Origin of the sequence: Pseudomonas sp. NPDC088322, from assembly GCF_044740745.1 — a bacterium.
GTDB lineage: Bacteria > Pseudomonadota > Gammaproteobacteria > Pseudomonadales > Pseudomonadaceae > Aquipseudomonas > Aquipseudomonas shirazensis.
In genome coordinates this window covers 736,420-756,965 of the sequence record NZ_JBIURK010000002.1, presented here as the reverse complement: position 1 = coordinate 756,965, position 20,546 = coordinate 736,420, and the positions used below count along the sequence as shown (strand labels likewise).

General features: G+C 60.8%; 24 protein-coding genes. 10 read left to right on the top strand and 14 right to left on the bottom strand.

Going from position 1 to position 20,546, the window contains the following annotated elements; genetic code table 11:
• Positions 1 to 167: 167 nt before the first annotated feature.
• Positions 168 to 1,031 (bottom strand): universal stress protein, encoded by an 864-nt coding sequence (locus tag ACIOAU_RS07640; protein ID WP_401181071.1) that lies wholly within the window; start codon positions 1,029 to 1,031, stop codon positions 168 to 170.
• 151 nt (positions 1,032 to 1,182) lie between these two features.
• On the opposite strand from ACIOAU_RS07640, the gene ACIOAU_RS07635 reads away from it, so the two are divergent.
• Positions 1,183 to 1,800, top strand: a complete 618-nt coding sequence (locus ACIOAU_RS07635) for a tRNA-(ms[2]io[6]A)-hydroxylase (protein ID WP_101318338.1) — start codon at positions 1,183 to 1,185, stop codon at positions 1,798 to 1,800.
• A gap of 30 nt (positions 1,801 to 1,830) precedes the next feature.
• Here ACIOAU_RS07635 and ACIOAU_RS07630 read toward each other — a convergent pair whose 3' ends face one another.
• Positions 1,831 to 2,148, bottom strand: coding sequence for a YqjD family protein (locus ACIOAU_RS07630; RefSeq protein ID WP_101318340.1), 318 nt, complete (start codon positions 2,146 to 2,148; stop codon positions 1,831 to 1,833).
• A gap of 131 nt (positions 2,149 to 2,279) precedes the next feature.
• On the opposite strand from ACIOAU_RS07630, the gene ACIOAU_RS07625 reads away from it, so the two are divergent.
• The 4 genes from ACIOAU_RS07625 to zapE all read left to right on the top strand — a co-directional run bounded on the left by ACIOAU_RS07625 (position 2,280) and on the right by zapE (position 5,338).
• Positions 2,280 to 2,543, top strand: a complete 264-nt coding sequence (locus tag ACIOAU_RS07625) for a hypothetical protein (protein WP_101318342.1) — start codon at positions 2,280 to 2,282, stop codon at positions 2,541 to 2,543.
• Between the two features lie 144 nt (positions 2,544 to 2,687).
• Positions 2,688 to 3,002 carry a hypothetical protein gene (locus tag ACIOAU_RS07620; RefSeq protein WP_188035693.1) on the top strand — a complete coding sequence of 105 codons (315 nt, stop codon included), beginning with the start codon at positions 2,688 to 2,690 and terminating at the stop codon, positions 3,000 to 3,002.
• A 22-nt stretch (positions 3,003 to 3,024) separates the two neighbouring features.
• Entirely contained in the window at positions 3,025 to 4,185 is a 1,161-nt protein-coding gene (locus ACIOAU_RS07615) for a PQQ-dependent sugar dehydrogenase (protein WP_401181066.1), read from the top strand.
• A gap of 46 nt (positions 4,186 to 4,231) precedes the next feature.
• The gene (gene zapE, locus ACIOAU_RS07610; RefSeq protein WP_401181063.1) at positions 4,232 to 5,338 is read left to right on the top strand and encodes a cell division protein ZapE; all 1,107 of its coding nucleotides are present in this window, start codon (positions 4,232 to 4,234) and stop codon (positions 5,336 to 5,338) included.
• A 19-nt stretch (positions 5,339 to 5,357) separates the two neighbouring features.
• Here the strand turns inward: zapE and ACIOAU_RS07605 are convergent, their stop codons facing one another.
• The 4 genes from ACIOAU_RS07605 to yegQ form a co-directional block, all read right to left on the bottom strand.
• Entirely contained in the window at positions 5,358 to 6,356 is a 999-nt protein-coding gene (locus ACIOAU_RS07605; protein ID WP_150571310.1) for an alpha/beta fold hydrolase, read from the bottom strand.
• Between the two features lie 76 nt (positions 6,357 to 6,432).
• On the bottom strand, positions 6,433 to 6,870 hold the full coding sequence (locus ACIOAU_RS07600; RefSeq protein ID WP_150571309.1) for a YqaA family protein: 438 nt from the start codon (positions 6,868 to 6,870) through the stop codon (positions 6,433 to 6,435).
• A gap of 10 nt (positions 6,871 to 6,880) precedes the next feature.
• On the bottom strand, positions 6,881 to 7,309 hold the full coding sequence (locus ACIOAU_RS07595) for a DUF411 domain-containing protein (RefSeq protein WP_181089398.1): 429 nt from the start codon (positions 7,307 to 7,309) through the stop codon (positions 6,881 to 6,883).
• Positions 7,310 to 7,461: 152 nt separating this feature from the next.
• Complete coding sequence (gene yegQ / locus ACIOAU_RS07590; RefSeq protein ID WP_401181058.1) at positions 7,462 to 8,796, bottom strand: tRNA 5-hydroxyuridine modification protein YegQ; 1,335 nt, start codon at positions 8,794 to 8,796, stop codon at positions 7,462 to 7,464.
• 130 nt (positions 8,797 to 8,926) lie between these two features.
• Between yegQ and ACIOAU_RS07585 the strand changes: the two genes are divergently transcribed.
• Positions 8,927 to 9,988 carry an AI-2E family transporter gene (locus tag ACIOAU_RS07585; RefSeq protein ID WP_150571306.1) on the top strand — a complete coding sequence of 354 codons (1,062 nt, stop codon included), beginning with the start codon at positions 8,927 to 8,929 and terminating at the stop codon, positions 9,986 to 9,988.
• A gap of 7 nt (positions 9,989 to 9,995) precedes the next feature.
• Here the strand turns inward: ACIOAU_RS07585 and ACIOAU_RS07580 are convergent, their stop codons facing one another.
• Entirely contained in the window at positions 9,996 to 12,056 is a 2,061-nt protein-coding gene (locus ACIOAU_RS07580; RefSeq protein ID WP_401181055.1) for a TonB-dependent receptor family protein, read from the bottom strand.
• Positions 12,057 to 12,282: 226 nt separating this feature from the next.
• Here ACIOAU_RS07580 and ACIOAU_RS07575 point away from each other — a divergent pair, with 226 nt between their 5' ends.
• From ACIOAU_RS07575 to ACIOAU_RS07565, 3 genes are read left to right on the top strand one after another with little or no spacing between them, the layout of a single operon-like run.
• A complete protein-coding gene (locus ACIOAU_RS07575) occupies positions 12,283 to 12,528 on the top strand; it encodes a helix-turn-helix domain-containing protein (RefSeq protein ID WP_101318363.1) in 246 nt (81 codons plus the stop codon).
• Positions 12,529 to 12,543: 15 nt separating this feature from the next.
• Positions 12,544 to 12,897 carry a head completion/stabilization protein gene (locus tag ACIOAU_RS07570; RefSeq protein WP_101318365.1) on the top strand — a complete coding sequence of 118 codons (354 nt, stop codon included), beginning with the start codon at positions 12,544 to 12,546 and terminating at the stop codon, positions 12,895 to 12,897.
• Positions 12,890 to 13,264, top strand: coding sequence for a hypothetical protein (locus ACIOAU_RS07565; protein ID WP_224785543.1), 375 nt, complete (start codon positions 12,890 to 12,892; stop codon positions 13,262 to 13,264). Before ACIOAU_RS07570 ends, ACIOAU_RS07565 begins: the two co-directional genes overlap by 8 nt.
• A 3-nt stretch (positions 13,265 to 13,267) precedes the next feature.
• On the opposite strand, the gene ACIOAU_RS07560 is transcribed toward ACIOAU_RS07565, so the two are convergent.
• Positions 13,268 to 13,654 (bottom strand): helix-turn-helix domain-containing protein, encoded by a 387-nt coding sequence (locus tag ACIOAU_RS07560; RefSeq protein ID WP_150571304.1) that lies wholly within the window; start codon positions 13,652 to 13,654, stop codon positions 13,268 to 13,270.
• A gap of 245 nt (positions 13,655 to 13,899) precedes the next feature.
• Between ACIOAU_RS07560 and ACIOAU_RS07555 the strand changes: the two genes are divergently transcribed.
• On the top strand, positions 13,900 to 14,193 hold the full coding sequence (locus tag ACIOAU_RS07555; protein WP_224785544.1) for an ogr/Delta-like zinc finger family protein: 294 nt from the start codon (positions 13,900 to 13,902) through the stop codon (positions 14,191 to 14,193).
• A 67-nt stretch (positions 14,194 to 14,260) separates the two neighbouring features.
• Here ACIOAU_RS07555 and nuoN read toward each other — a convergent pair whose 3' ends face one another.
• Genes nuoN through nuoI form a run of 6 tightly spaced genes read right to left on the bottom strand, consistent with a single transcriptional unit; the run spans position 14,261 to position 20,541 of the window.
• Positions 14,261 to 15,730 carry an NADH-quinone oxidoreductase subunit NuoN gene (gene nuoN, locus ACIOAU_RS07550; RefSeq protein ID WP_101318369.1) on the bottom strand — a complete coding sequence of 490 codons (1,470 nt, stop codon included), beginning with the start codon at positions 15,728 to 15,730 and terminating at the stop codon, positions 14,261 to 14,263.
• Between the two features lie 7 nt (positions 15,731 to 15,737).
• Positions 15,738 to 17,270: an NADH-quinone oxidoreductase subunit M gene (gene nuoM, locus ACIOAU_RS07545; RefSeq protein ID WP_101318371.1), complete on the bottom strand. Its 1,533-nt coding sequence runs from the start codon at positions 17,268 to 17,270 to the stop codon at positions 15,738 to 15,740.
• 49 nt (positions 17,271 to 17,319) lie between these two features.
• Complete coding sequence (gene nuoL, locus ACIOAU_RS07540) at positions 17,320 to 19,173, bottom strand: NADH-quinone oxidoreductase subunit L (RefSeq protein ID WP_101318373.1); 1,854 nt, start codon at positions 19,171 to 19,173, stop codon at positions 17,320 to 17,322.
• Positions 19,170 to 19,478, bottom strand: a complete 309-nt coding sequence (gene nuoK / locus ACIOAU_RS07535; protein ID WP_103436825.1) for an NADH-quinone oxidoreductase subunit NuoK — start codon at positions 19,476 to 19,478, stop codon at positions 19,170 to 19,172. The genes nuoL and nuoK overlap by 4 nt, the downstream gene beginning before the upstream one ends.
• 3 nt (positions 19,479 to 19,481) lie before the next feature.
• Entirely contained in the window at positions 19,482 to 19,982 is a 501-nt protein-coding gene (gene nuoJ, locus ACIOAU_RS07530) for an NADH-quinone oxidoreductase subunit J (protein ID WP_101318377.1), read from the bottom strand.
• A 10-nt stretch (positions 19,983 to 19,992) separates the two neighbouring features.
• Positions 19,993 to 20,541 (bottom strand): NADH-quinone oxidoreductase subunit NuoI, encoded by a 549-nt coding sequence (gene nuoI / locus ACIOAU_RS07525; protein WP_101318379.1) that lies wholly within the window; start codon positions 20,539 to 20,541, stop codon positions 19,993 to 19,995.
• Positions 20,542 to 20,546 lie beyond the last annotated feature (5 nt).

Below are 20,546 nucleotides of genomic sequence, written 5' to 3'. Positions count from 1 at the left end.
GTAGTGAAACGATGCATCGCCGATGGTAGTGTGGGGTCTCCCCATGTGAGAGTAGGTCATCGTCAAGATTCATTTCGCAAAACCCCTATCTGCGCAAGCAGGTAGGGGTTTTGTCTTTTCCGGATCTGGGAATTTGAGGCTGCATAGCGGCCCCAATCAAGGCAGCTTCAGCCCCGAGCCAACTCAGCAAGATGCGCAATCACCTGCTCGGTCTTCAGTACCAATACATCACCTTCAAGCTTATCGAGCACCACTTCAGCAGTGTTGCCGATCAACGCGCCGGAGATACCCGTACGGGCAACGGTGCCGATCACCGTTACCACGGCTTTGTATTTATCCTCGGTGTAAGGAATCAGCACATCTGCCGGCCCTTCAGCAATGTGTAGGCGATCATCAGTGATATAGAACTCAGCTTGAAACGCGCTGCACGCCTCGCGATAGCGTTGTTCGATACTGTCCCGGTTCTGGTACACCGGATCAGCTGCGGAGAGCATGGGGGAGGGGTGGGCACTGATCACGTGCAGTTCGCCCTTGGCCAGGCTGGCGATGCCAAAACCGTGATCGATAATGCTCGCATGCAATAGGCGGTGTTCCTCATCATGATTGCCCACGTCGACCGCTGCCAGAATCACCCCACCGGTCCAGGGTTGCTCGCTCTTGACCATCAGTACCGCGCAAGGGCACTGACGCAGTAGCTTCCAGTCGCTAGGGGTGAGTAATGCTTTCTTCAGGGGGTTATCCGGACGATGCTCCTTGATTACCAGGTCGCAACCCTCGGCTTGCTGGGCCTGGATGATGGCCTCATGTACAACATCGTGCCTGCTTTGCTCAAAGCTAATATTGTCGTAGCCGTCTTCCTGCAGTTGGCCCGCCAACACGCTCAGCAGTGCCTGATGGTCGTGCTTTTTGTCGCACATCAGCAGATGCATACGGGCGCCCGTCACCCCGGCAATCAGCTTGGCCCGGGTCAGCGCCCGGCTGTGGGCGTGGTCTGGATCGAGTACAACCAGAATGCTTCTGACCTGTTGCATGAGCATGGACTCCTAGAATGGGTGGCCGATGCCTGACTATAGACGGCGCGCTCACGGTTGCCGTTTGACGTATATCAAGCATAGTCGCTGGCGATCGCCGCTGCCCTCGGTATAATCGCCGACCCTGCCGCTGTTCAGTTGCCGTGAAATTATGTCCCTGATTCCCGAAGTCGAAGCCTTTCTCGGTTGTCGCACCCCTGATGCCTGGATCGAAGCAGCACTGGCCGATCAGGAGACGCTGCTGATCGATCACAAAAACTGTGAATTCAAGGCTGCCAGCACAGCTTTGAGCTTGATTGCCAAGTACAACGCGCACCTCGACCTGATCAACATGATGTCGCGCCTTGCACGTGAGGAGCTGGTTCACCACGAGCAGGTACTGCGCCTGATGAAACGACGGGGCGTACCGCTGCGGCCGGTCCCGGCAGGGCGCTATGCGTCCAGCTTGCGCAAGCTGGTTCGCTCCCACGAGCCGGTCAAGTTGGTCGATACCCTGGTGGTGGGTGCTTTTATCGAAGCGCGCAGCTGCGAACGCTTTGCCGCACTTGTACCGCACCTGGATGAAGAGTTGGGGACGTTTTACCACGGCTTGCTGAACAGCGAAGCGCGGCATTTTCTCGGCTATCTGAAGCTTGCCAATCAGTATGGCGATCAGGCCGACATCGCGCGCGTAGTGGAGAAGGTGCGCGAGGCTGAAGCAGAGTTGATCTGTTCAACAGATCAGGAATTGCGCTTTCACAGTGGTATACCGCTGGCTCTGGCCGCTTGATCAGCGGCTGAGCCAGCGATCTCGCCCGTATTACGAACGACGGCCCAGCAGCAAGCCGACTACCAGACCGAAGCCTGCAGACACAGCAACGGTCTGCCACGGGTGGCCACCGATATAATCTTGAGTGGCTTCGACCACCGGCTGCGCACGGTCGCGTACCGAGGTGGCAGCCTGACGAGCCTGGCTCAGCTTCTGGCTAATCTGTGCGCGCAGGGTATCGGCCTCTTCGCCAATCAGCGATGCACTTTGCTCGAGCAGACGTTCGGACTCTTCAATCAATGACTGCAGCTCGCTGAAGACTTGGTCCTTGATCTGATCGGTATCGATTTGGGTGGTTTTCCGGGCCATGAACAGCTCCTCGTTTGGTGATGGTTAGAACAATGGATACCTGCGCGGCGGGAAAGTTGCGCAGACGTTCCGGCCGATTGCCGCATCAGTGTAAGATAGCCGGCAAATTTCATGCAGCAGGGTAGATTTTCATGAGTTTCAATCTGGCCAACAGAAGCTTTGAAGAACGGGCGCAGATCGAAGCGGAGAAAGCGCGACTGTTCGAGTATTGGCAGAGCAACCTTGGCAAGGTCAAGGCTGAAGCCGGTCGCTTGATTTCCGAGAAGTCTCGTCGCAAGGGCAAATGGGCCGAGTGGGTCCGCGCCGAGCTAGATGCGATGACGCCGCAGGATTTTGCGATCATGGTCCGTAGCGAGGTCAATAAAATGATGGCCGCCGCCAACGCCAATCGCTGATCCGGTGCTGCTGTCGTTGGCGGCCCTCAGCCGCTAGACACGTCAGGAAGCATCTGCACACGAATTCGCACTTTTAATACGAACCTGCCACGCCCTAGGCTATCCAACGCCTGAGCGTGGCTTTTTCGTTTTTGGAGGTGGCACATGAAATCTGTCTGGCCAGTCCTTGGCCTTGGTTTGTTGCTGGCGTTACCTGGCAGCGCCGCATTCGCTGATACCAGTGCGCAGGCGGCCAACAACAACCCCTACAACAGCCCGATTCAGCGCGCCAACCCCAATAGCCGGCAGGGCAGTGCGCCTGATACCCCACCCGTGCGCGGGCCCTCTACCCAGCCCATGCCACGTCCACCGACGCTGGACAATCGCGGTATCGGCAACGGTGACAACTTGCGCCGCCAACAACAGACCCCACGCCTCGAACCCAGTCGCCCGCCGCGTGACAGCCAACGCGCGCCGTGAGCTTTTCTGCAAGGAACCCCGCATGACTCCACGATCCTGGTTGACCAGCTTGACCAGCTTGACCGTTGCAGCGTTGCTGCCCGTATTTGCCCACGCCGCCTCCGAGCAGCAATTTCCCAGTGAAGAGGGTGAGATCACCGTCAGCACAGTAGCCAATGGCCTGCGTAATCCTTGGGGCCTGGCGTTTCTTCCAGGCGGTAAGGACATGCTGGTCACCGAACGCCCTGGCAACCTGCGTCTGGTGACCGCTGAAGGCAAGGTCGGGCCACCCCTGAGCGGCGTCCCCAAGGTCTGGGCGCAAGGGCAGGGCGGCCTGCTCGATGTAGTGCTGTCGCCAGACTTCGACAAGGACCGCACGGTCTACCTGTCGTTCGCCGAAGAAGGCGACGATGACAAGGCCGGTACTGCGGTTGGCCGCGGCCAGCTCTCGGCCGACCGCGCGCGTCTCGACAATTTCACCGTGATATTCCGGCAGATGCCGAAACTGTCTGAAGGCAACCATTTCGGCTCGCGGCTGGTGTTCGACCGTGACGGCTATTTGTTCATCGCACTGGGCGAGAACAACCAACGCGCCACCGCGCAGGACCTGGACAAGCTCCAAGGCAAGGTCGTGCGCATCCTCCCCGATGGTGAAGTACCCAAAGACAATCCCTTCGTTGGCAAATCAGACGTTCGCCCCGAGATCTGGTCGTTTGGCCATCGCAATCAACAGGGCGCAGCGCTCAATCCGTGGAGCGGCGAGCTCTGGACCAATGAGCACGGGCCGCGCGGTGGTGACGAGATCAACATTCCCCAGGCTGGCAAGAACTACGGTTGGCCGATTGCTACCCATGGCATCAACTACTCGCTGTTGCCGATTCCAGAGGCCAAGGGCAAGCACGTTGACGGCATGGTCGATCCCCATCATGTGTGGGAGAAGTCACCAGGCATCAGCGGCATGGCGTTCTACGACCGTCCTACGTTCAAGGCCTGGGACCACAACCTGTTCATCGGTGCACTGGCCACTCAAGAGCTGATCCGCCTGCAGCTCAAGGGCGATAAGGTGGTGCACGAAGAGCGGCTGCTGGGCGAACTGAAGGCGCGAATTCGTGATGTGCGCGTAGGGCCTGACGGCTACCTGTATGTATTGACTGACGCCAAAGACGGCGCGCTGCTGAAAGTTGGCTTGAGCAACGACCAGTAATCGCGATAACAGGTACCATGGCGTTTTCCCAAACGCTCACTGGCACATGGCTATCGATCCGCAAACGCTCTATCAGCAGGCTTTGCAGCAGGACGGCTTCGTTGCCGATCCTGCGCAGGCCAATGCCGTAGCCGCCCTTCAGCGGTGTTTCGAATCCTTGCAGACTGACCAGGCCGGCCCGGGCGTCTACCTATGGGGGCCGGTCGGTCGCGGCAAGACCTGGCTGATGGACCAGTTCCATCGCTGCCTGCAAGTACCTGCAAGGCGCCAGCACTTTCATCACTTCATGGCCTGGGTGCATCAACGGCTGTTCCAGCTCAACGGCACCGCTGATCCGCTGCGAGCATTGGCCAGTGAGCTGGCCGGGCAAATTCGCGTGCTGTGCTTCGATGAGCTGTTCGTCAACGACATCGGCGACGCGATCATCCTTGGCCGGTTGTTCAGCGAGCTGTTCGAGCACGGTGTGGTGATCGTCGCCACCTCCAATCAACCGCCGACTGAGCTGTACCTGGACGGCTTCAATCGTGACCGCTTCCTGCCCGCCATTGAGGCGATGCAGCGGCATATGCAGATTCTGCCGGTCGTCGGCGAACAGGATCACCGGCTGCACCCAGGCCTCGCGCGTCAGCGTTACTGGTGTGTAGCAGACAATGCGACCAGTACCTTCGGCACGCTGTTCGAGCAATTGAGTGCCGGCGACGCTGGTTGTACCGAGCCGCTGCAATTAGGTTCGCGACAAATCCGCGTGGTGCGCCGCAGTGACCAGGCCATCTGGTGTCACTTCAGCGATCTGTGCGAGCAACCGTTGTCGGCCATCGAGTTCATGGCCTTGTGTGACCGGTTTCCGGCGATCCTCATCGATGCTATCCCTGCGCTAGGCGGCGAGCAGCGCGCCGGGCGCATTGCACGAGGCACCGAAGATGCTGCCGAGCGAGTAGCAGCCGGCGATCGCCAGCTGCCGACGTTGTCAGCCAAAGACGATAGCGTGCGCCGCTTCATCGCTTTGGTCGACGAGTGCTATGACCGCCGCGTTGCCCTCTACCTTGAGGCCCAAGTGCCGTTGGATGCGCTCTACACAAAGGGCTACCTGGCATTCCCGTATCAGCGCACCTTGAGCCGGTTACGGGAAATGCAGTTGCAACGCTTCGGCTAACGGTCGGCTCAGAGCTGGTTCATTTCTGCAGCCAGTCGATCAAGGTCTTGTGGAAGCGCCGCGGTTCTTCGATTTGCGGCGCGTGGCCCATCCCCTCAAAGACGATCAACTCGCCCTGGGGGATCAGCTTGGCCGCCTGCGGTCCCAGCGCCTTGTAGTTGCCCAGCTTCGCCTTGACCTCAGCCGGGGCAATGTCGCTGCCAATCGCGGTAGTGTCCTGATCGCCAATCAGCAGCAAGGTCGGCATCTTCAGGTTCTGGAACTCGTGATAAACCGGCTGGGTAAAGATCATGTCGTAGATCAACGCCGAGTTCCATGCCACGCGCTCATGCCCAGGACCCTGATTCAAGCCAACCAGCATCTGCACCCAGCGCTCGTATTCGGGCTTCCAGCGGCCGGCGTAGTAGGTCTTGCGCTCGTAGTTGCGCACGCCCTCGGCGTCCAGCTTGAGCTCACGTTGATACCACTGATCGACCGTTCGGTAAGGCACGCCTAGGGCTTTCCAGTCTTCCAGGCCGATTGGATTGACCATCGCCAGGCGCTCGACCTGCTGCGGGTACATCAGCGCATAGCGGGTGGCAAGCATGCCGCCAGTGGAGTGGCCGAGAATGATCGCCTGCTCGACCCCCAACTGCTCGAGCAGGGCGTGAGTGTTGCTCGCCAGCTGCTGGAAGCTGTATTGGTAATAGGCAGGCTTGCTCGACGTGCAGAAGCCGATTTGGTCCGGCACGATAACCCGGTAGCCGGCTTTGCTGAGGGCGTCGATGCTGCTTTCCCAGGTTGCGCCGCAGAAGTTCTTGCCGTGCATCAGCACCACGCTGTGACCGTTGGCCTTGCCTTGGGCAGGGACATCCATATAGCCCATTTGCAAGGCCTGGTCTTGCGAGGTGAAGTCGTAATGCTGGAGCGGGTAGGGGTAGTCGAAGCCTTCGAGTTGCTGCCCATAGGTGGGCGACTCGGCAGCGAACGCCGGGCTGCCGATTAGGCAGGCGAGGGCCAGGGCGGTTGCGCGCAGCATGGGGGCACTCCGTGTAGGACCATGTAGGAAAAAAGCGACTGTAGCAGCCCGACACGCGCAACAAGCGGCAAAGGTGTTACTGGCCGTTAACCCAGCCCAGGGTAATCAGCACTACCACCAGGTAACGCCCACACTTGGCGACTGTCACCAGCAGCAGAAAACGCCAGAATGGCTCGCGCATGATGCCGGCAATCAGCGTCAGAGGATCGCCGATCACCGGCATCCAGCTAAGCAACAGCGACCACTGGCCCCAGCGTTGGTAGCGTTGCTGGGCACGCTCCAGTTGGGCGCCACTGAACGGGAACCAGCGGTGCTCACGGAGCCGTTCCACCGCCCGGCCGAGCAGCCAGTTGACCACCGAGCCCAGCACATTGCCCAGGGTCGCGACCAGCAGCAGGGTCAACCAGGCATGCTGCTCGCGCAGCAGCAACCCGACCAGCACCGCTTCGGACTGCAACGGCAGCAGAGTGGCGGCGCCGAAGGCGCTGAGGAACAACGCCACAAGGCTCATCATCGGCCGCGGCTCAGTAGCTGGCCACGACCTCGTCGTTACCCTCATGGGTCACGCCGATCACCTGGTATGAATCTTTGTGATCGCCCATCTCCATCCCTGGCGAACCCATCGGCATGCCGGGTACTGCCACGCCCTTGAGGTCGTTGCGTGTGGCGAGCAGGCGCACTTGTTCGGCCGGCACATGGCCCTCGACGAACTTGCCATCGATGACACCGGTATGACAGGAGGCCAGCCGCGGCGCTACGCCGAGGCGTTGTTTCACGGCGCTCATGTTCGGCTCGACGTGGTCATTGACGGTAAAACCGTTATCGCGCAGGTGGCTGATCCACTGCTTGCAGCAGCCACAGTTGGGGTCACGGTAAACGTCGATGGTCTCGGCAGCCTGAGCAAGGCCAGTGAAGGCCAGCAGGCCCAGAGCAATCAGGCGAGTACGCAGCATGGTCAAATTCCTCGGCAAGGGGCGGCCGCCTGCAGGCGGCAGGCTCGGCGGCAGCTTAACGCAACCGGCGTCAGCCTGCTGCAGGCAGGCCAAAAGCGGCCAGCATGGCGCAACTCACCTGACAGCAAGCTGACGCAGTCATTACAGCGCTGTCAGCTGGCAGGCGCAGCACCGTCCAGATCACGCATCAGCAACGCGTACTCAAGTGGCACCTGCTCAGGGATAGGCAGATACACCACATGGCCGTCGCCAGGCGCCACCTCGATCTCGCGCTGCTGCCGATCGCGCAGGCGGCTCAGTTCAAAATGGTAGTTGCCGCGGGGTGTCATCAGCTCCAGCTGATCGCCAAGGGCAAAACGGTTCTTGACCTTGACCTCGGCCAGGCCCTCGACCCGCGCACCGGTCAGCTCACCGACGAACTGCTGTCGCTCGGACACCGAATTGCCGCGCTGGTAGTTCTGGTATTCATCGTGCACATGGCGGCGCAGGAAGCCTTCGGTGTAGCCACGCTGGGCCAGCGATTCAAGGTTTTCCATCAGGCTGCGATCAAACGGCCGCCCCTGCAGGGCATCGTCGATGGCCTGGCGGTAGGACTGCACCGCGCGAGCGCAGTAGAAATGCGATTTGGTCCGGCCTTCGATTTTCAGCGAATGCACACCCATGCGCGTCAGCCGCTCGACGTGTTGTACGGCGCGCAGGTCCTTGGCGTTCATGATGTAGGTGCCGTGTTCGTCCTCGAATGCCGGCAGCGCTTCACCGGGCCGATTGGCCTCTTCAAGCAGGAACACCTGCTCGGTCGGGGCGCCCAGGCCTAGAGTCGGTTGCACTTCATGGACGATGTCGCCGCTGACGTTCTCCACCGCCGCAGTGGCCTGATACTTCCAGCGGCAGGCATTGGTGCAGCTGCCCTGATTGGCGTCGCGCTTGTTCAGGTAGCCCGACAGCAGGCAGCGTCCTGAGTAGGCCATGCACAGGGCGCCGTGGACAAACACCTCCAGCTGCATAGCGGGTACCTGCTGGCGGATCTCCTCGATCTCTTCCAGCGACAACTCGCGCGAGAGGATGATTCGGCTCAGGCCAAGCTGCTGCCAGAAGCGCACGCTCGCCCAGTTGACCGTGTTGGCCTGCACCGACAGGTGCACCGGCATCTGTGGGAAGTGCTCGCGCACCAGCATGATCAGGCCCGGGTCAGACATGATCAGCGCATCGGGCGCCATCGCGATCACCGGAGCAAGGTCCTTGAGGAAGGTCTTCAGCTTGGCGTTGTGCGGGGCGATGTTGACGACCACGTAGAACTGCTTGCCTAAGGCGTGCGCTTCGTTGATGCCCAAGGCGAGGTTGGCATGGTCGAATTCGTTGTTGCGCACCCGCAGGCTGTAGCGCGGCTGGCCGGCATACACCGCGTCGGCGCCGTAGGCAAAGGCGTAGCGCATGCTTTTCAGCGTGCCGGCAGGGGCGAGCAATTCAGGCTTGGCGAGAGAGGTCATGGGCGCACCGGAGCAAAGGGCGCGGATGGTAGTGGCTGGCCAATTCAAGCGCATTGATCTGGATCAACCCCCGCAGGGCACTTTTTCCGATCTCTGCTGCACTAAAGGTCTGAATCCCCGAGGAATACTCATGAACCAAACCGCACTACAGAACAGGGCACTGGCCGTGCTGCTGACCGCCGTCACCATTGCCTTCGTCTGGATCATGCTGCCGTATTACGGCGCGATATTCTGGGCGGTGATCCTGGGCATCCTGTTTGCCCCTTTGCAGCGCAACCTGTTGATCCGTTTCAACCGCCGGCGCAACCTCGCCGCCGGTGTCTCGTTGCTGATCTGTCTGCTGATCGCCATCTTGCCGGTGATCTTCACCAGTGCGCTGTTGGTACAGGAGGGCGCCTCGCTGTATCAACGCATCGAGAGCGGCCAATTGGACATCGCCGGTTACGTTGAGCAAGGCAAGAACATGCTGCCAGCGTTCGCGCAGCACGGCCTTGACCAGATGGGCATGGGTAACCTCGATGGCTTGCGCGACAAGATCAGCAAGTGGGCCGGGCAAGCCAGCCAGATCCTGGCCAGTCAGGCGTTCAGCTTTGGCCAAGGCACGTTCGATTTCCTCGTCAGCTTCGGCATCATGCTCTACATCCTGTTCTTCTTCTTGCGTGAAGGGCCGGAGTTGGCGCGCAAAGTGCGCCTGGCGGTACCGCTGCCCGAGGATCAAAAGCGCCGCCTGCAACTGAAGTTCAACCGCGTGGTGCGCGCCACGGTCAAGGGCAACCTGCTGGTGGCGATCACTCAGGGTGCGCTGGGCGGGGTGATCTTCTGGATTCTGGATATCCCCAGTGCGTTGATCTGGGCAGTGCTGATGGCGTTTCTGTCGTTGCTGCCAGCAGTTGGCGCGGGGATCGTCTGGGCACCGGTTGCGGCCTACTTCATTCTGACCGGGGCAACCTGGCAGGGTGTGGTGCTGACGGCCTTTGGTGTGTTGGTGATCGGTATGGTCGACAACGTGTTGCGGCCGATCCTGGTCGGGCGCGACACGCGCATGCCCGACTACCTGATCCTGGTATCGACCCTGGGCGGCCTGGCGGTATTCGGCCTCAACGGCTTCGTGATCGGGCCGTTGATCGCTGCGTTGTTCATTTCCAGCTGGACCATCTTTACCGAAACCAAGCCGCAAGTGCAGTTGCCCTGAATCTGCCTTACTTCAAGCTGTAGGACACACCTGCATACACGCCGAATCCTTCCCCGGGCGTCGCCCGGGGTTGGTCGCTGCCTTGATCGTCATAGCCCGGGGTGACGCTGGCGCTGTAACGCTTGTTGGTCAGGTTGCGCAGGTCGAGCCAGGTTTGCCAGTCTTGTTGCGGTGAGTCCCAACCCAGTCGCGCACCGAACTGGGCATAGGCATCGGCGTGGTTGCTGTTGGCATAGTCGACCTGCACCTTGGACGCCATCTGTGTATTGACGCCGACATGGAAGCCGCTCGGCCAGTCATAGCGCAGCTCGGCCTGGTAGTAGTGCACGGGCAGGCCAGGCAGGCGGTTGTCGCCAAAGCGCTGGTCATCGCGGTAGTGAAAATCGCTGAAGGTATAGGCTTGGCGCAGGCTCAGCTTGCCGCTGCCTGATTGTTCCCAGAGGGTGCTGTCCAGGCTGGCTTCGAGCCCTTCATGCACCGTTGCGCTGGCATTGAACTCCTTGGCAGGCAAGCCTTGTACGAGTTCAACCGCCAGCAGCTCATGGCGAACCTGAGCGTAATACCAGGCCAGATCCCAGCGGCCGACGGCCGAGTCGCCTCGCGCGCCAAGCTCGAGCGTGGTCGCCGTCTGGTTTTGCATCTTGATTGGCTGGGTCGCAACCGTAGAACTCCAGATCAGCGACCACGGGTGCGGCGGTTCGACCGAACGGCTGAGGTTGCCGTACAGCTGCAAGTTCGGCTGCCAGTCGTAGCGCAGGCCGATCCGCGGGGCGTAGTCCCAATCGTGCTGGCTGACCTTGCCGCCACTGGCGGGATAGCTGACGTCGCTCTCACGGCGGGTGTAGATCATGGCCAGGCCGGTGGTCAGCCACAGGTCTGGGATCAGCTCCAGTTCATTACCGACGTGCAACACGGTATCCGAACCCTGATAACTGAAGTCGCGGCTGCGGGCGCCGAAGTTATCGCCATTGGTGCGGGCAAACTGCGACGCACCGCTGTTAGGCAGGTGCTTGGTGGTACGCCAACCCACGGTGGTCTTGCTCTCGTGGCCCAGCAACGTGTCGCGGCGCATGTAGTTCAGGGTGCCGCTGACATCGGTGTAGGCCACCTTCAGGCGCATTGGCCCTTCGCGCAGGTCCATCGGGAAATCGTGGTAGACCAACCCAGCTTCAACGCGGGCATCGTCCTCAAGGTAGAAGGTAGTCTTGTTGGCCACCCAGGTGCTGCCCGGCTGCGGGCGGCTGTCGTCACGGGCCAGGTAGGCGGCGTTGGCGGCCCGTGGGTCGTGCTTGATCTGCTCCTTGGTCAGGCGCCCGGCCAGTTCGTTCTCGGTTTCCCGGTAGCGCAGGTAGAAGCGCGTTTCCAGATTCGGGTTGAAGCGATAGCCAACGTTGCCAGCAAAGCCCTTGGCGCTGCCACTGCTGTGCTCCTGGTAACCGTCGTATTCCGAGTCGGTCAGGGCCACGTAGTAGTCGAGCTTGCCCAGTACCTGGCCGGAACTGATCTGGCGATGGGCGTAGCCGCGGCTGCCGGCCTCATAGCGCACCTGCAGGCGATCGGCATCGTAACCGGTGTGGGTCACGTAGTTGATCGCGCCACCGAGCGTGAGCGCGCCCTGATCAAAACCGTTAGCGCCCCGCAGCACCTCTGCGCGGCTCAGCCACAGCGGCTCGAGCAGCTCGTAAGGCGTGCCGCCGGGGCCAGTCAGCGGCAAACCGTCGAACATCGTGTAGACCCCTGAGCCGTGCGCACCCGGCGCACGGTTGATACCCGAGCCGCGGATCGACAGTTTGATGCCCTCATTACCCGCGGACTGGGCAAACACACCCGGTTGATAGGCAAGTACGTCCTGGTTGCTGGCCAACCGCCCTTGTGCCACCTGCTGCATGTCTACCAGATTGGTAGCGCCCGGGACGTGTCGCAGACGCTCGTCGGCCGCCTCCAACTGGCTTTGCGGCTGATCATTGATCAGCAGTTGATCCAGTTCTACGGGAGCGCTGGCCAGCACCGGGCAGCTGGCCGTACTGATCAGCAGGCCTAAGGCGCGAGAGGGTGGAACACAACGCATCGAACGACTCCAATGGCAGGGGCTTACAGGGCAAAGGAGGTCAGACGTACGAGATGTCGCTCGAAGCACGTCCGATTCTTAAGCGGGCAAGTGTATGAAGTTAGAACGTTGTTGTAGGCGATCGCTTTACAACTGCCGGTACTGGAGCGATCGATCCGCGAGTTCGTAAGGTGGTGTCTTACCCCTCTGCTCTGAGGGCCGGATTCGAAACTGCGGAGAACCAGCCATGAACGCCGTCACCCCACCGATTGATGCTCCGGGCAATAACCCGCCCATTTACCTGACGCCGCGCGAGCGGGAAGTACTGTTGTGGTGCGCCTATGGCAAGACCTCATGGGAAATCGGCCAGATCATTGGCTGCAAGGAGGTCACCGTAAATTTTCATGTCGGCAACATTCTCAGCAAGTTCGCCGTGACCACTCGGGTAATGGCGGTGATCAAGGCCATCCGCTACGGCATGCTGCAAGAATAATGAGGAGGCACGACCATGGACGCCGAGCTTCAATCGCCTGACCCAGCCCCGCCTTTGTACTATCTGGCGCGCCACGACCGGTTCTGGCCGCGCATCGAGCTGTCGAGTTTGCGCCAACGCTTGGCGATACCCGCGTACATCAGCGATACCCATCTGCAACTTGCCGGTCAACAGGCCTTGGCGATCGCCGCAGGAGAGTTCGCCAGCTGGCGCCGGCGTTTACGTGCACTGGGCTACACGCAACTCACCGACCTTTGCCGACATGTGCACGGTCGCCGCCTGTGCAGCTGCTATCAGCGTCTGGTCGAGCACTGTACGTTGCGCGCCTTGGGTGGCCGGTCAGCCTTGCAGGGAGCTGCCCATGAATGAGCTTGCCCAGGAAATGCTGCGTAATTGGGCGCAGATTGAGGGTGACCTGGCCAATTTCGACGGCCAGGCCCTGGCTGGCGCGATACTCGGCGCCTGGCTAGTTAGTTCGTCGAAGGGCAAGGCCTGGGTGACGATAAGGACGAGGCGCAAGTTGAGCCTGCAACAACGCCTGCTTACCCTGTTGCTGTCAGCGGGCGTGGGCTACCTATTCATGCCCCTGCTGTTGTCACTGGTGCCTTTCGTCTCCACAGGCGTTGCGGCTTTTGTCGCTGCGGTGGTCGTGATTCCGATCAGTGTCAAGGTGATGCTCTGGCTGGAGAACGCTGATCTCAAGGAAATCGTCCAGCGCTGGCGCCGTGGATCGTGATTGTCAGGCCGAATGCACAGCGGCGCTCAGTTGCTCGAGGCGCCGCTCCAGTTCCTGCAGGCGCAGTCGGTCCACGATTTGAATACGCAAGGCTTGCAGGTCGGCAGGCGCCAGCCCCTGCACCAGATCAAGCAGCTCTTGCGCCGCGTTTGCTGGCCCTGCCTGGGCTGTCCGTGCCGGGCTGCCAATGCCAAGCAGCAACCAGTCCAGTGACACGCTGTGGCGGTTGGCAGCTTCTATGCAAAACGCGTAGGGAATGCTCTCGCGCACCTTCCAGCTGCTCAGGGTCTGCGGACTGACGCCCAGCTCTTTTGCAAGTGCGGAATCACTGCTGGTGCCGGTTAACTCCTTTAACCGGTGCAACACCGAAACTAGAGAGGTATTACTCATTATGAATATCCCTGATAAGTTCTGATAAGATCGATGGCACGGATGTACTCAATATGAATAATCTGGATGGATCCTTACCCGCACCGCATGGTACGTAATTATGATAGTGATGAATATTCTGATAGCGCGCGGGAACAACTTGCCCAGCTGTTGTCGGAGCGACTTACAGACTGCCGGTTTTCAGGTGTTCTTGCTGCCGACACGTTGTTCCCTACGACAGACCCACCTGATTGGAGGAGGGCGCTGTGAGTAGTTACAAACTGGTGTGCCCGCATTGCAGCAGCCGGATGCGCATCCGCACCAGCGAAGGGCGGCATGTGTTTCTCAGGGTCGCTTACCTGCAGTGCATCAATGAAGCCTGTGGCTGGTCTGTGCGTGCCGAGTTCGAAATGACCCACGAACTGTCGCCCAGTGGCATGCCCAATCCGGATGTCCAGTTGCCCAGCGCCAACCGCGAGCTGCGCCACGCTGCTCGTAACCCTGACCCGCCAAGGAAACCCGAGCCTGAACCCAGGCAGGGCGCGCGTACGTCGATCTGATCGAAGTGAGCCTGTTGCCCATAAAAAAACACCCCGCAGATGCGGGGTGTTTTATCTTGCCGGATGATCAGCCGATCAGTTGCAGGCCGGCCTGCTGGACCATCTCCAGCAGCGGCTGCGGGTATACACCGAGGACAAAGGCGAGCAGGGCAATTGCCAGCAGCATCACGCCACCGGTCTGCTGCTCCCACTTCAGCGGCGCGTCGTGGCGACGCAGGTTCGGCTCGACCAGGTACAGGGTGACCATGACGCGCAGGTAGTAGTAAACGCCGATGGCGCTACCAATCACCAGTGCACCGACCAACCACCACAGTTGCGACTCGACGCCAGTGGCGATGATGTAGAACTTGCCGATGAAGCCTGCGGTCAGCGGTATACCCGCCAGCGACAGCATCATCACGGTCATCACCGCAGTCAGGTACGGACGACGCCAGAACAGGCCGCGGTACTCGTACAGGGCGTCGGCGTCACGGCCGGCGTATGGCGACGACATCAGCGTGATCACGCCAAACGCGCCAAGGCTGGTGATCACATAGGTGACCAGGTAAACACCCATGGCTTCCATGGCCAGGCCTTTGCTGGCGATCAAGGCGATCAACAGGTAGCCGAAGTGGGCGATGGACGAGTAACCGAGCAGACGCTTGAGGTTGCTCTGGGTCAGCGCCAACAGGTTACCGATCAGGATCGAAGCTACGGCGATTACCGCCAGCACGGTGCTCAGTACACCGCTGCTGGCAGCAGGCGAGATCATGTACAGACGCATCAGCACCGCGAACACGGCAACCTTGCTGGCGGTGGCCAGGAACGCTGCGACCGGCGCCGGGGCGCCTTCGTAGACGTCCGGGGTCCACAGGTGGAACGGTACCAGCGACAGCTTGAAGGCCAGACCGACCAGCATCATGCCCAGGCCCATCTGAGCCAGCAGGCTTGGCATGTTGGTGCTGGCCAGCGCCTTGGCGATACCGTCGAAGCTTAGGGTGCCTGCATCGGCATACAGCAGCGCCATACCGAACAGCAGGAACGCCGAACCTGCAGCCGACAGCACCATGTACTTGATACCGGCTTCCAGCGATCGCTTGTTGAAGAACGCGTACGCCACCAGCCCGTAGACCGGCACCGAAAGCAGCTCCAGACCGATGAACAGCCCCGCCAGGTGGTTGGCGCTGACCAGTACCAGGCCGCCCAGTGCCGACATGAGCAGCAGCAGGTAGAGCTCTTCGCGGTTACCCGGGTAGCCTTTGGAACCTTCGCCCAGATAAGCATGGGCCAGGGTTACGCAGGCCAGGGTAGCGACCAGCATGATCGCCATGTACAGGCAGGCGAACTTGTCGATGGTGATCAACGGGGTGATCGCCAGCGGCGCGACTTTCAGTGCTGGCAGGATCGACAGCAGTGCAGCGTTGAGACCGATGGTCGACAGCAGGAAGGTCTGCGAGTGGTTGCGCTTCCAGGCGATCGCCAGCATCACCACAACCGTGGTGAGGGTGGTGATCAGCATCGGCGCCAATGCAATGAAGTGTTGAGTGGTGAATTCCATAGCGCTCTTACCGTGCCGAAGCGAGTTGAGTGAATGCGGAACCGAGCCACTGCTGCACGCCACTCATGGTGGCGGCAGAGGTGTCGAGGAACGGCTGCGGGTAGACGCCGAGCACGATCAGCAACACGGCCAGGCCCAGCACCATGATCAGCTCGCGGCCGTCCATGCCAGCAAGCACAGTCTCGGACTTGCTTGGGCCGAAGTAGGCGCGGTGGATCATGATTAGCGAGTAGACCGAACCGAACACCAGGCCAGTGGTGGCAATCACGGTGAACCACGGCACGTGGGCGAAGCTGCCGATCAGGATCAGGAACTCGCCGACGAAGTTGCCGGTGCCCGGCAAGCCCAGCGAAGCAGCTGCAAAGAACAGGCTGATGGCCGGCAAGTAGGCGATACGGTGCCACAGACCGCCCATTTCACGCATGTCACGGGTATGCAGGCGCTCGTACAACTGGCCGCTGAGGATGAACAGCGCGGCAGCCGAAACACCGTGTGCCAGCATCTGGATCACCGCGCCTTGCAGGGCTTGCTGGCTGCCGGAGTAGATGCCGATCAGCACGAAGCCCATGTGCGAGACGCTGGAGAAGGCGATCAAGCGCTTGATGTCGGTCTGCGCGAAGGCCAGGAAGGCCCCGTAGAAGATACCGATCAAGCCCAGGGTCATGGCGATCGGGGCAAACTCGGCCGACGCGTTCGGGAACAGCGGCAGAGCAAAGCGCAGCAGGCCATAGGCAGCGGTTTTCAGCAGGATACCGGCGAGGTCGACGGAACCGGCAGTCGGCGCCTGGGCGTGAGCATCAGGCAACCACGAGTGGAACGGCACTACCGGCAGCTTCACCGCGAAGGCAATGAAGAAGCCCAGCATCAGCAGGTACTCGGTACCGGCCGGCAGGTCGGCCTTGAGCAGGTCGCTGTAGTTGAAGGTGATGACGCCAGTGTTGCCGTAGTTGACCAGTACCAGGGCGAGAATCGCCACCAGCATGATCAGACCACTGGCCTGGGTGAAGATGAAGAACTTGGTCGCCGCGTAGATCCGGGTCTTCTTGCCATCCGCCGAGCTGTGACCCCAGAGCGCGATGAGGAAGTACATCGGCACCAGCATCATTTCCCAGAAGAAGAAGAACAGGAACAGGTCCAGTGCCAGGAACACACCGACCACGCCGCCCAGAATCCACATCAGGTTGAGGTGGAAGAAGCCGACGTGGCGCTGGATCTCTTTCCACGAGCACAGCACCGAAAGCACACCGAGCAGGCCGGTGAGCAGGATCATCAGCAGCGACAGGCCATCCAGCGCCAGGTGGATGCTGATGCCGAAGCGCTTGATCCATTCGACTTTGTATTCGAAGGCCCAGGCAGGTTCGGCGCCCGGAGCAGGGGCCAGGGTGTAGTCACCGTTGGCCCACAGCCAGAGGCCGATACCGAGCAACAGGGACATGGTCAGCAGTGCAATCCAGCGCGGCAGGGTAGAGCCGAAGCGCTCACCCAGCCAGCACAGGAAGCCGCCGATGAAGGGAATCAGGATCAGCCAAGGCAAAATCATGACGGGTTCGTTTCCTTTGGCAAAGTCGCAAGGTTCGCAAGTGTGAAAGTCATACCGCAGCCACCAGCACGGCGCCGAGTACGAGTACTGCACCTACGGCGATCGAAGCGGTGTACCAGCGCAGCTGGCCGGTCTCGGTCTTGCTCATGGCGACATGACCGCCACGTGCCAGCCGAGGAATCAGGCCGATGCCGCGATCTACCGGGTCCTTGCGCAGCAAGTGGCAGATCAGCAGGTAAGGTTTGACGAACAGCTTGTCGTAGATCCAGTCAAAGCCCCAGGCGGCGAACCACCAGGCCGTGAGCAGGCGACCGATGCCGCTGTTGGCGATGGCCGTGACCAGGCGACGCTTGCCCAGGAACAGCATGGCCGCCAGCAGGATACCGGCGATGGCAATGGCGCCCGAGGCGATTTCCAGGCTGTGCTTGGCTTCGCCACCGGCATGGCCGACGCTCTGCGGCAGCACACCCGCCAGTGGTGGATGGATCCAGGCACCGACAAAGGTCGACAGCACGATCAGCGTGCCCAGTGGCAGCCAGTGGGAAATTCCATGGCCAGCATGAGCTTCGGTCTTGGCTTCGCCATGGAAGGCAATGAAGATCAGGCGGAAGGTGTACAGCGAGGTCATGAACGCGCCGAGCAGGCCAGCGTAGAGCAGGCCGCTGTTGCCGCTGGCGAACGCTTCCCAGAGGATCTCGTCCTTGGAGTAGAAGCCTGCGGTCAGGATCGGCAGGGCAGCCAGCGCCGCACCACCGACCACGAAGCTGGCGTAGGCCAGTGGCAGTTTCTTCCACAGACCGCCCATCTTGAAGATGTTCTGCTCGTGGTGGCAGGCAACGATCACCGCACCGGAGGCAAGGAACAGCAGCGCCTTGAAGAAGGCGTGGGTCATCAGGTGGAAGATCGCGCCTTCCCAGGCACCAACGCCCAGGGCCAGGAACATGTAGCCGATCTGGCTCATGGTCGAGTAGGCGAGGATGCGCTTGATGTCGGTCTGCACCAGCGCGGCAAAGCCGGCCAGTACCAGGGTCACACCGCCAACGATACCGACCAGGTGGAGGATATCCGGCGCCAGGGCGAACAAGCCGTGGGTACGCGCGATCAGGTAGACGCCAGCCGTGACCATGGTCGCGGCGTGGATCAGTGCCGAAACCGGCGTCGGGCCAGCCATGGCGTCAGCCAACCAGGTCTGCAACGGCAGCTGCGCCGATTTACCAACCGCACCGCCGAGCAACATCAGCGTTGCCAGTACCATCCAGGTATCACCAGCCTGGAACTTCTGCGGTGCCAGCACCAGCAGTTCCTGCACATTCAAGGTACCCAGCTGGGCGAACAGAATGAACATGCCGATGGCCATGAACACGTCGCCGATACGGGTCACGACAAAGGCCTTGAGGGCGGCGTTACCGTTGTTGCGGTTGCTGTAGTAGAAACCGATCAACAGGTACGAGCACAGGCCCACGCCTTCCCAGCCGAAGTAGATGAACAGCAGGTTATCGCCCAGGATCAGGAACAGCATGCTGGCGATGAACAGGTTGGTGTACGAGAAGAAGCGCGAGTAGCCGGCTTCGCCACGCATGTACCAGGAGGCGAACAGGTGGATCAGGAAGCCGACACCGGTGACCACGCCAAGCATGGTCACCGACAGGCCGTCCAGGTAGAGGGTGAAGCTCGGCGCAAAGCCATCCACCGACATCCACTGCCAGAGCAGTTGGCTGTAGGCGCCGCCCTCAGGCGGGGCAACGTTGAATTGCCAGATGACATAGGCCGAGACAGCAGCCGAAAGGCCGATCGAGCCAACGCCGATCAGCGCCGAGAGGTTCTCCGAGAACCGCCCGCGCGAGAACGACAGCAGCAGGAAGCCCAGCAACGGGAAGACGAAAGTCAGGAAGAGAAGGTTCATCCGCGCATCTCACTGGCAGCATCGATGTCGAGAGTGTGGAAGCGGCGATACAGCTGCAGCAGGATCGCCAGGCCAATGCTGGCCTCGGCGGCTGCCAGGCTGATCACCAGAATGAACATGACCTGGCCGTCGGGTTGTACCCAACGCGCGCCGGCGACGATAAACGCCAGCGCACAAGCGTTCATCATGACTTCCAGGCTCATGAGCACGAAGAGAATGTTGCGGCGGACCATCAGGCCAACCAGACCAAGGCAGAACAGAATGCCGGCGACTGCCAGGCCGTGTTCCATCGGGATAGCACCCATGATTTACTCCTTCGCCTCGTTGCGGCCCAAATGGAAGGCGGTGACGGCCGCAGCAAGCAGCAGCATCGAAGCCAGTTCGACCACCAGCAGATACGGACCGAACAGGCTGATGCCGACGGTCTTGGCGTCCACGGTGGTGCCGCTGATGCCCGCGCCGCTTGGCGCAACGAACAGCACATAGAGCAATTCAGCCAGCAGCAAGGCGCCCAGCAGCACCGGCCCGGCCCAGATCCCTGGGGTCAGCCAGCCGCGCTCCTGGGCGACCGAAGCCGGGCCCAGGTTGAGCATCATCACCACGAACACGAACAGCACCATGATGGCGCCGGCGTAGGCGATCACTTCCAGGGCACCGGCAAACGGTGCACCCAGCGAGAAGAAGATCATCGCCACGGAAATCAGCGAAATGATCAGGTAGAGCAGGGCGTGTACGGGGTTGGTGCCGGTAACCACCCGCAGGGTGGAAACCACGGCAATCCCGGATGCAAAGTAGAAAGCGAATTCCATCTTTCTGTCCTTATGGGAGCAAGCTCTTCACGTTGATCGGCTCGGCTTCGTTCTGTGCAGCGCCTTTCGGCTTGCCAGCGATTGCCATGCCCGCAACACGGTAGAAGTTGTAGTCAGGGTATTTGCCGGGGCCGGAGATCAGCAGATCTTCTTTCTCGTACACCAGGTCCTGACGCTTGAACTCGGCCATTTCGAAATCCGGAGTCAGCTGGATTGCGGTGGTCGGGCAGGCTTCTTCGCACAGGCCGCAGAAGATGCAGCGCGAGAAGTTGATGCGGAAGAACTCCGGGTACCAGCGACCGTCCTCGGTCTCGGCCTTCTGCAACGAAATGCAGCCGACCGGGCAGGCCACCGCGCAGAGGTTGCAGGCTACGCAACGCTCCTCACCATCGGGGTCGCGGGTGAGGACGATGCGGCCGCGATAGCGCGGCGGCAGGTACACAGCTTCTTCTGGGTATTGCAGGGTGTCGCGCTTGCGGAACCCGTGGGAGAACACCATGGCCAGGCTGCGCAGCTGCGTGCCGGTGCCCTTAACGATGTCGCCGATATACTTGAACATGGGTC

What these genes read in the sequence shown, in the direction of transcription:
- ACIOAU_RS07640 (WP_401181071.1), bottom strand. Translation starts at nt 1,031, where the DNA reads ATGCAACAGGTCAGAAGCATTCTGGTTGTACTCGATCCAGACCACGCC.
- ACIOAU_RS07635 (WP_101318338.1), top strand. Translation starts at nt 1,183, where the DNA reads ATGTCCCTGATTCCCGAAGTCGAAGCCTTTCTCGGTTGTCGCACCCCT.
- ACIOAU_RS07630 (WP_101318340.1), bottom strand. Translation starts at nt 2,148, where the DNA reads ATGGCCCGGAAAACCACCCAAATCGATACCGATCAGATCAAGGACCAA.
- ACIOAU_RS07625 (WP_101318342.1), top strand. Translation starts at nt 2,280, where the DNA reads ATGAGTTTCAATCTGGCCAACAGAAGCTTTGAAGAACGGGCGCAGATC.
- ACIOAU_RS07620 (WP_188035693.1), top strand. Translation starts at nt 2,688, where the DNA reads ATGAAATCTGTCTGGCCAGTCCTTGGCCTTGGTTTGTTGCTGGCGTTA.
- ACIOAU_RS07615 (WP_401181066.1), top strand. Translation starts at nt 3,025, where the DNA reads ATGACTCCACGATCCTGGTTGACCAGCTTGACCAGCTTGACCGTTGCA.
- zapE (WP_401181063.1), top strand. Translation starts at nt 4,232, where the DNA reads ATGGCTATCGATCCGCAAACGCTCTATCAGCAGGCTTTGCAGCAGGAC.
- ACIOAU_RS07605 (WP_150571310.1), bottom strand. Translation starts at nt 6,356, where the DNA reads ATGCTGCGCGCAACCGCCCTGGCCCTCGCCTGCCTAATCGGCAGCCCG.
- ACIOAU_RS07600 (WP_150571309.1), bottom strand. Translation starts at nt 6,870, where the DNA reads ATGATGAGCCTTGTGGCGTTGTTCCTCAGCGCCTTCGGCGCCGCCACT.
- ACIOAU_RS07595 (WP_181089398.1), bottom strand. Translation starts at nt 7,309, where the DNA reads ATGCTGCGTACTCGCCTGATTGCTCTGGGCCTGCTGGCCTTCACTGGC.
- yegQ (WP_401181058.1), bottom strand. Translation starts at nt 8,796, where the DNA reads ATGACCTCTCTCGCCAAGCCTGAATTGCTCGCCCCTGCCGGCACGCTG.
- ACIOAU_RS07585 (WP_150571306.1), top strand. Translation starts at nt 8,927, where the DNA reads ATGAACCAAACCGCACTACAGAACAGGGCACTGGCCGTGCTGCTGACC.
- ACIOAU_RS07580 (WP_401181055.1), bottom strand. Translation starts at nt 12,056, where the DNA reads ATGCGTTGTGTTCCACCCTCTCGCGCCTTAGGCCTGCTGATCAGTACG.
- ACIOAU_RS07575 (WP_101318363.1), top strand. Translation starts at nt 12,283, where the DNA reads ATGAACGCCGTCACCCCACCGATTGATGCTCCGGGCAATAACCCGCCC.
- ACIOAU_RS07570 (WP_101318365.1), top strand. Translation starts at nt 12,544, where the DNA reads ATGGACGCCGAGCTTCAATCGCCTGACCCAGCCCCGCCTTTGTACTAT.
- ACIOAU_RS07565 (WP_224785543.1), top strand. Translation starts at nt 12,890, where the DNA reads ATGAATGAGCTTGCCCAGGAAATGCTGCGTAATTGGGCGCAGATTGAG.
- ACIOAU_RS07560 (WP_150571304.1), bottom strand. Translation starts at nt 13,654, where the DNA reads ATGAGTAATACCTCTCTAGTTTCGGTGTTGCACCGGTTAAAGGAGTTA.
- nuoN (WP_101318369.1), bottom strand. Translation starts at nt 15,730, where the DNA reads ATGGAATTCACCACTCAACACTTCATTGCATTGGCGCCGATGCTGATC.
- nuoM (WP_101318371.1), bottom strand. Translation starts at nt 17,270, where the DNA reads ATGATTTTGCCTTGGCTGATCCTGATTCCCTTCATCGGCGGCTTCCTG.
- nuoL (WP_101318373.1), bottom strand. Translation starts at nt 19,173, where the DNA reads ATGAACCTTCTCTTCCTGACTTTCGTCTTCCCGTTGCTGGGCTTCCTG.
- nuoK (WP_103436825.1), bottom strand. Translation starts at nt 19,478, where the DNA reads ATGGGTGCTATCCCGATGGAACACGGCCTGGCAGTCGCCGGCATTCTG.
- nuoJ (WP_101318377.1), bottom strand. Translation starts at nt 19,982, where the DNA reads ATGGAATTCGCTTTCTACTTTGCATCCGGGATTGCCGTGGTTTCCACC.
- nuoI (WP_101318379.1), bottom strand. Translation starts at nt 20,541, where the DNA reads ATGTTCAAGTATATCGGCGACATCGTTAAGGGCACCGGCACGCAGCTG.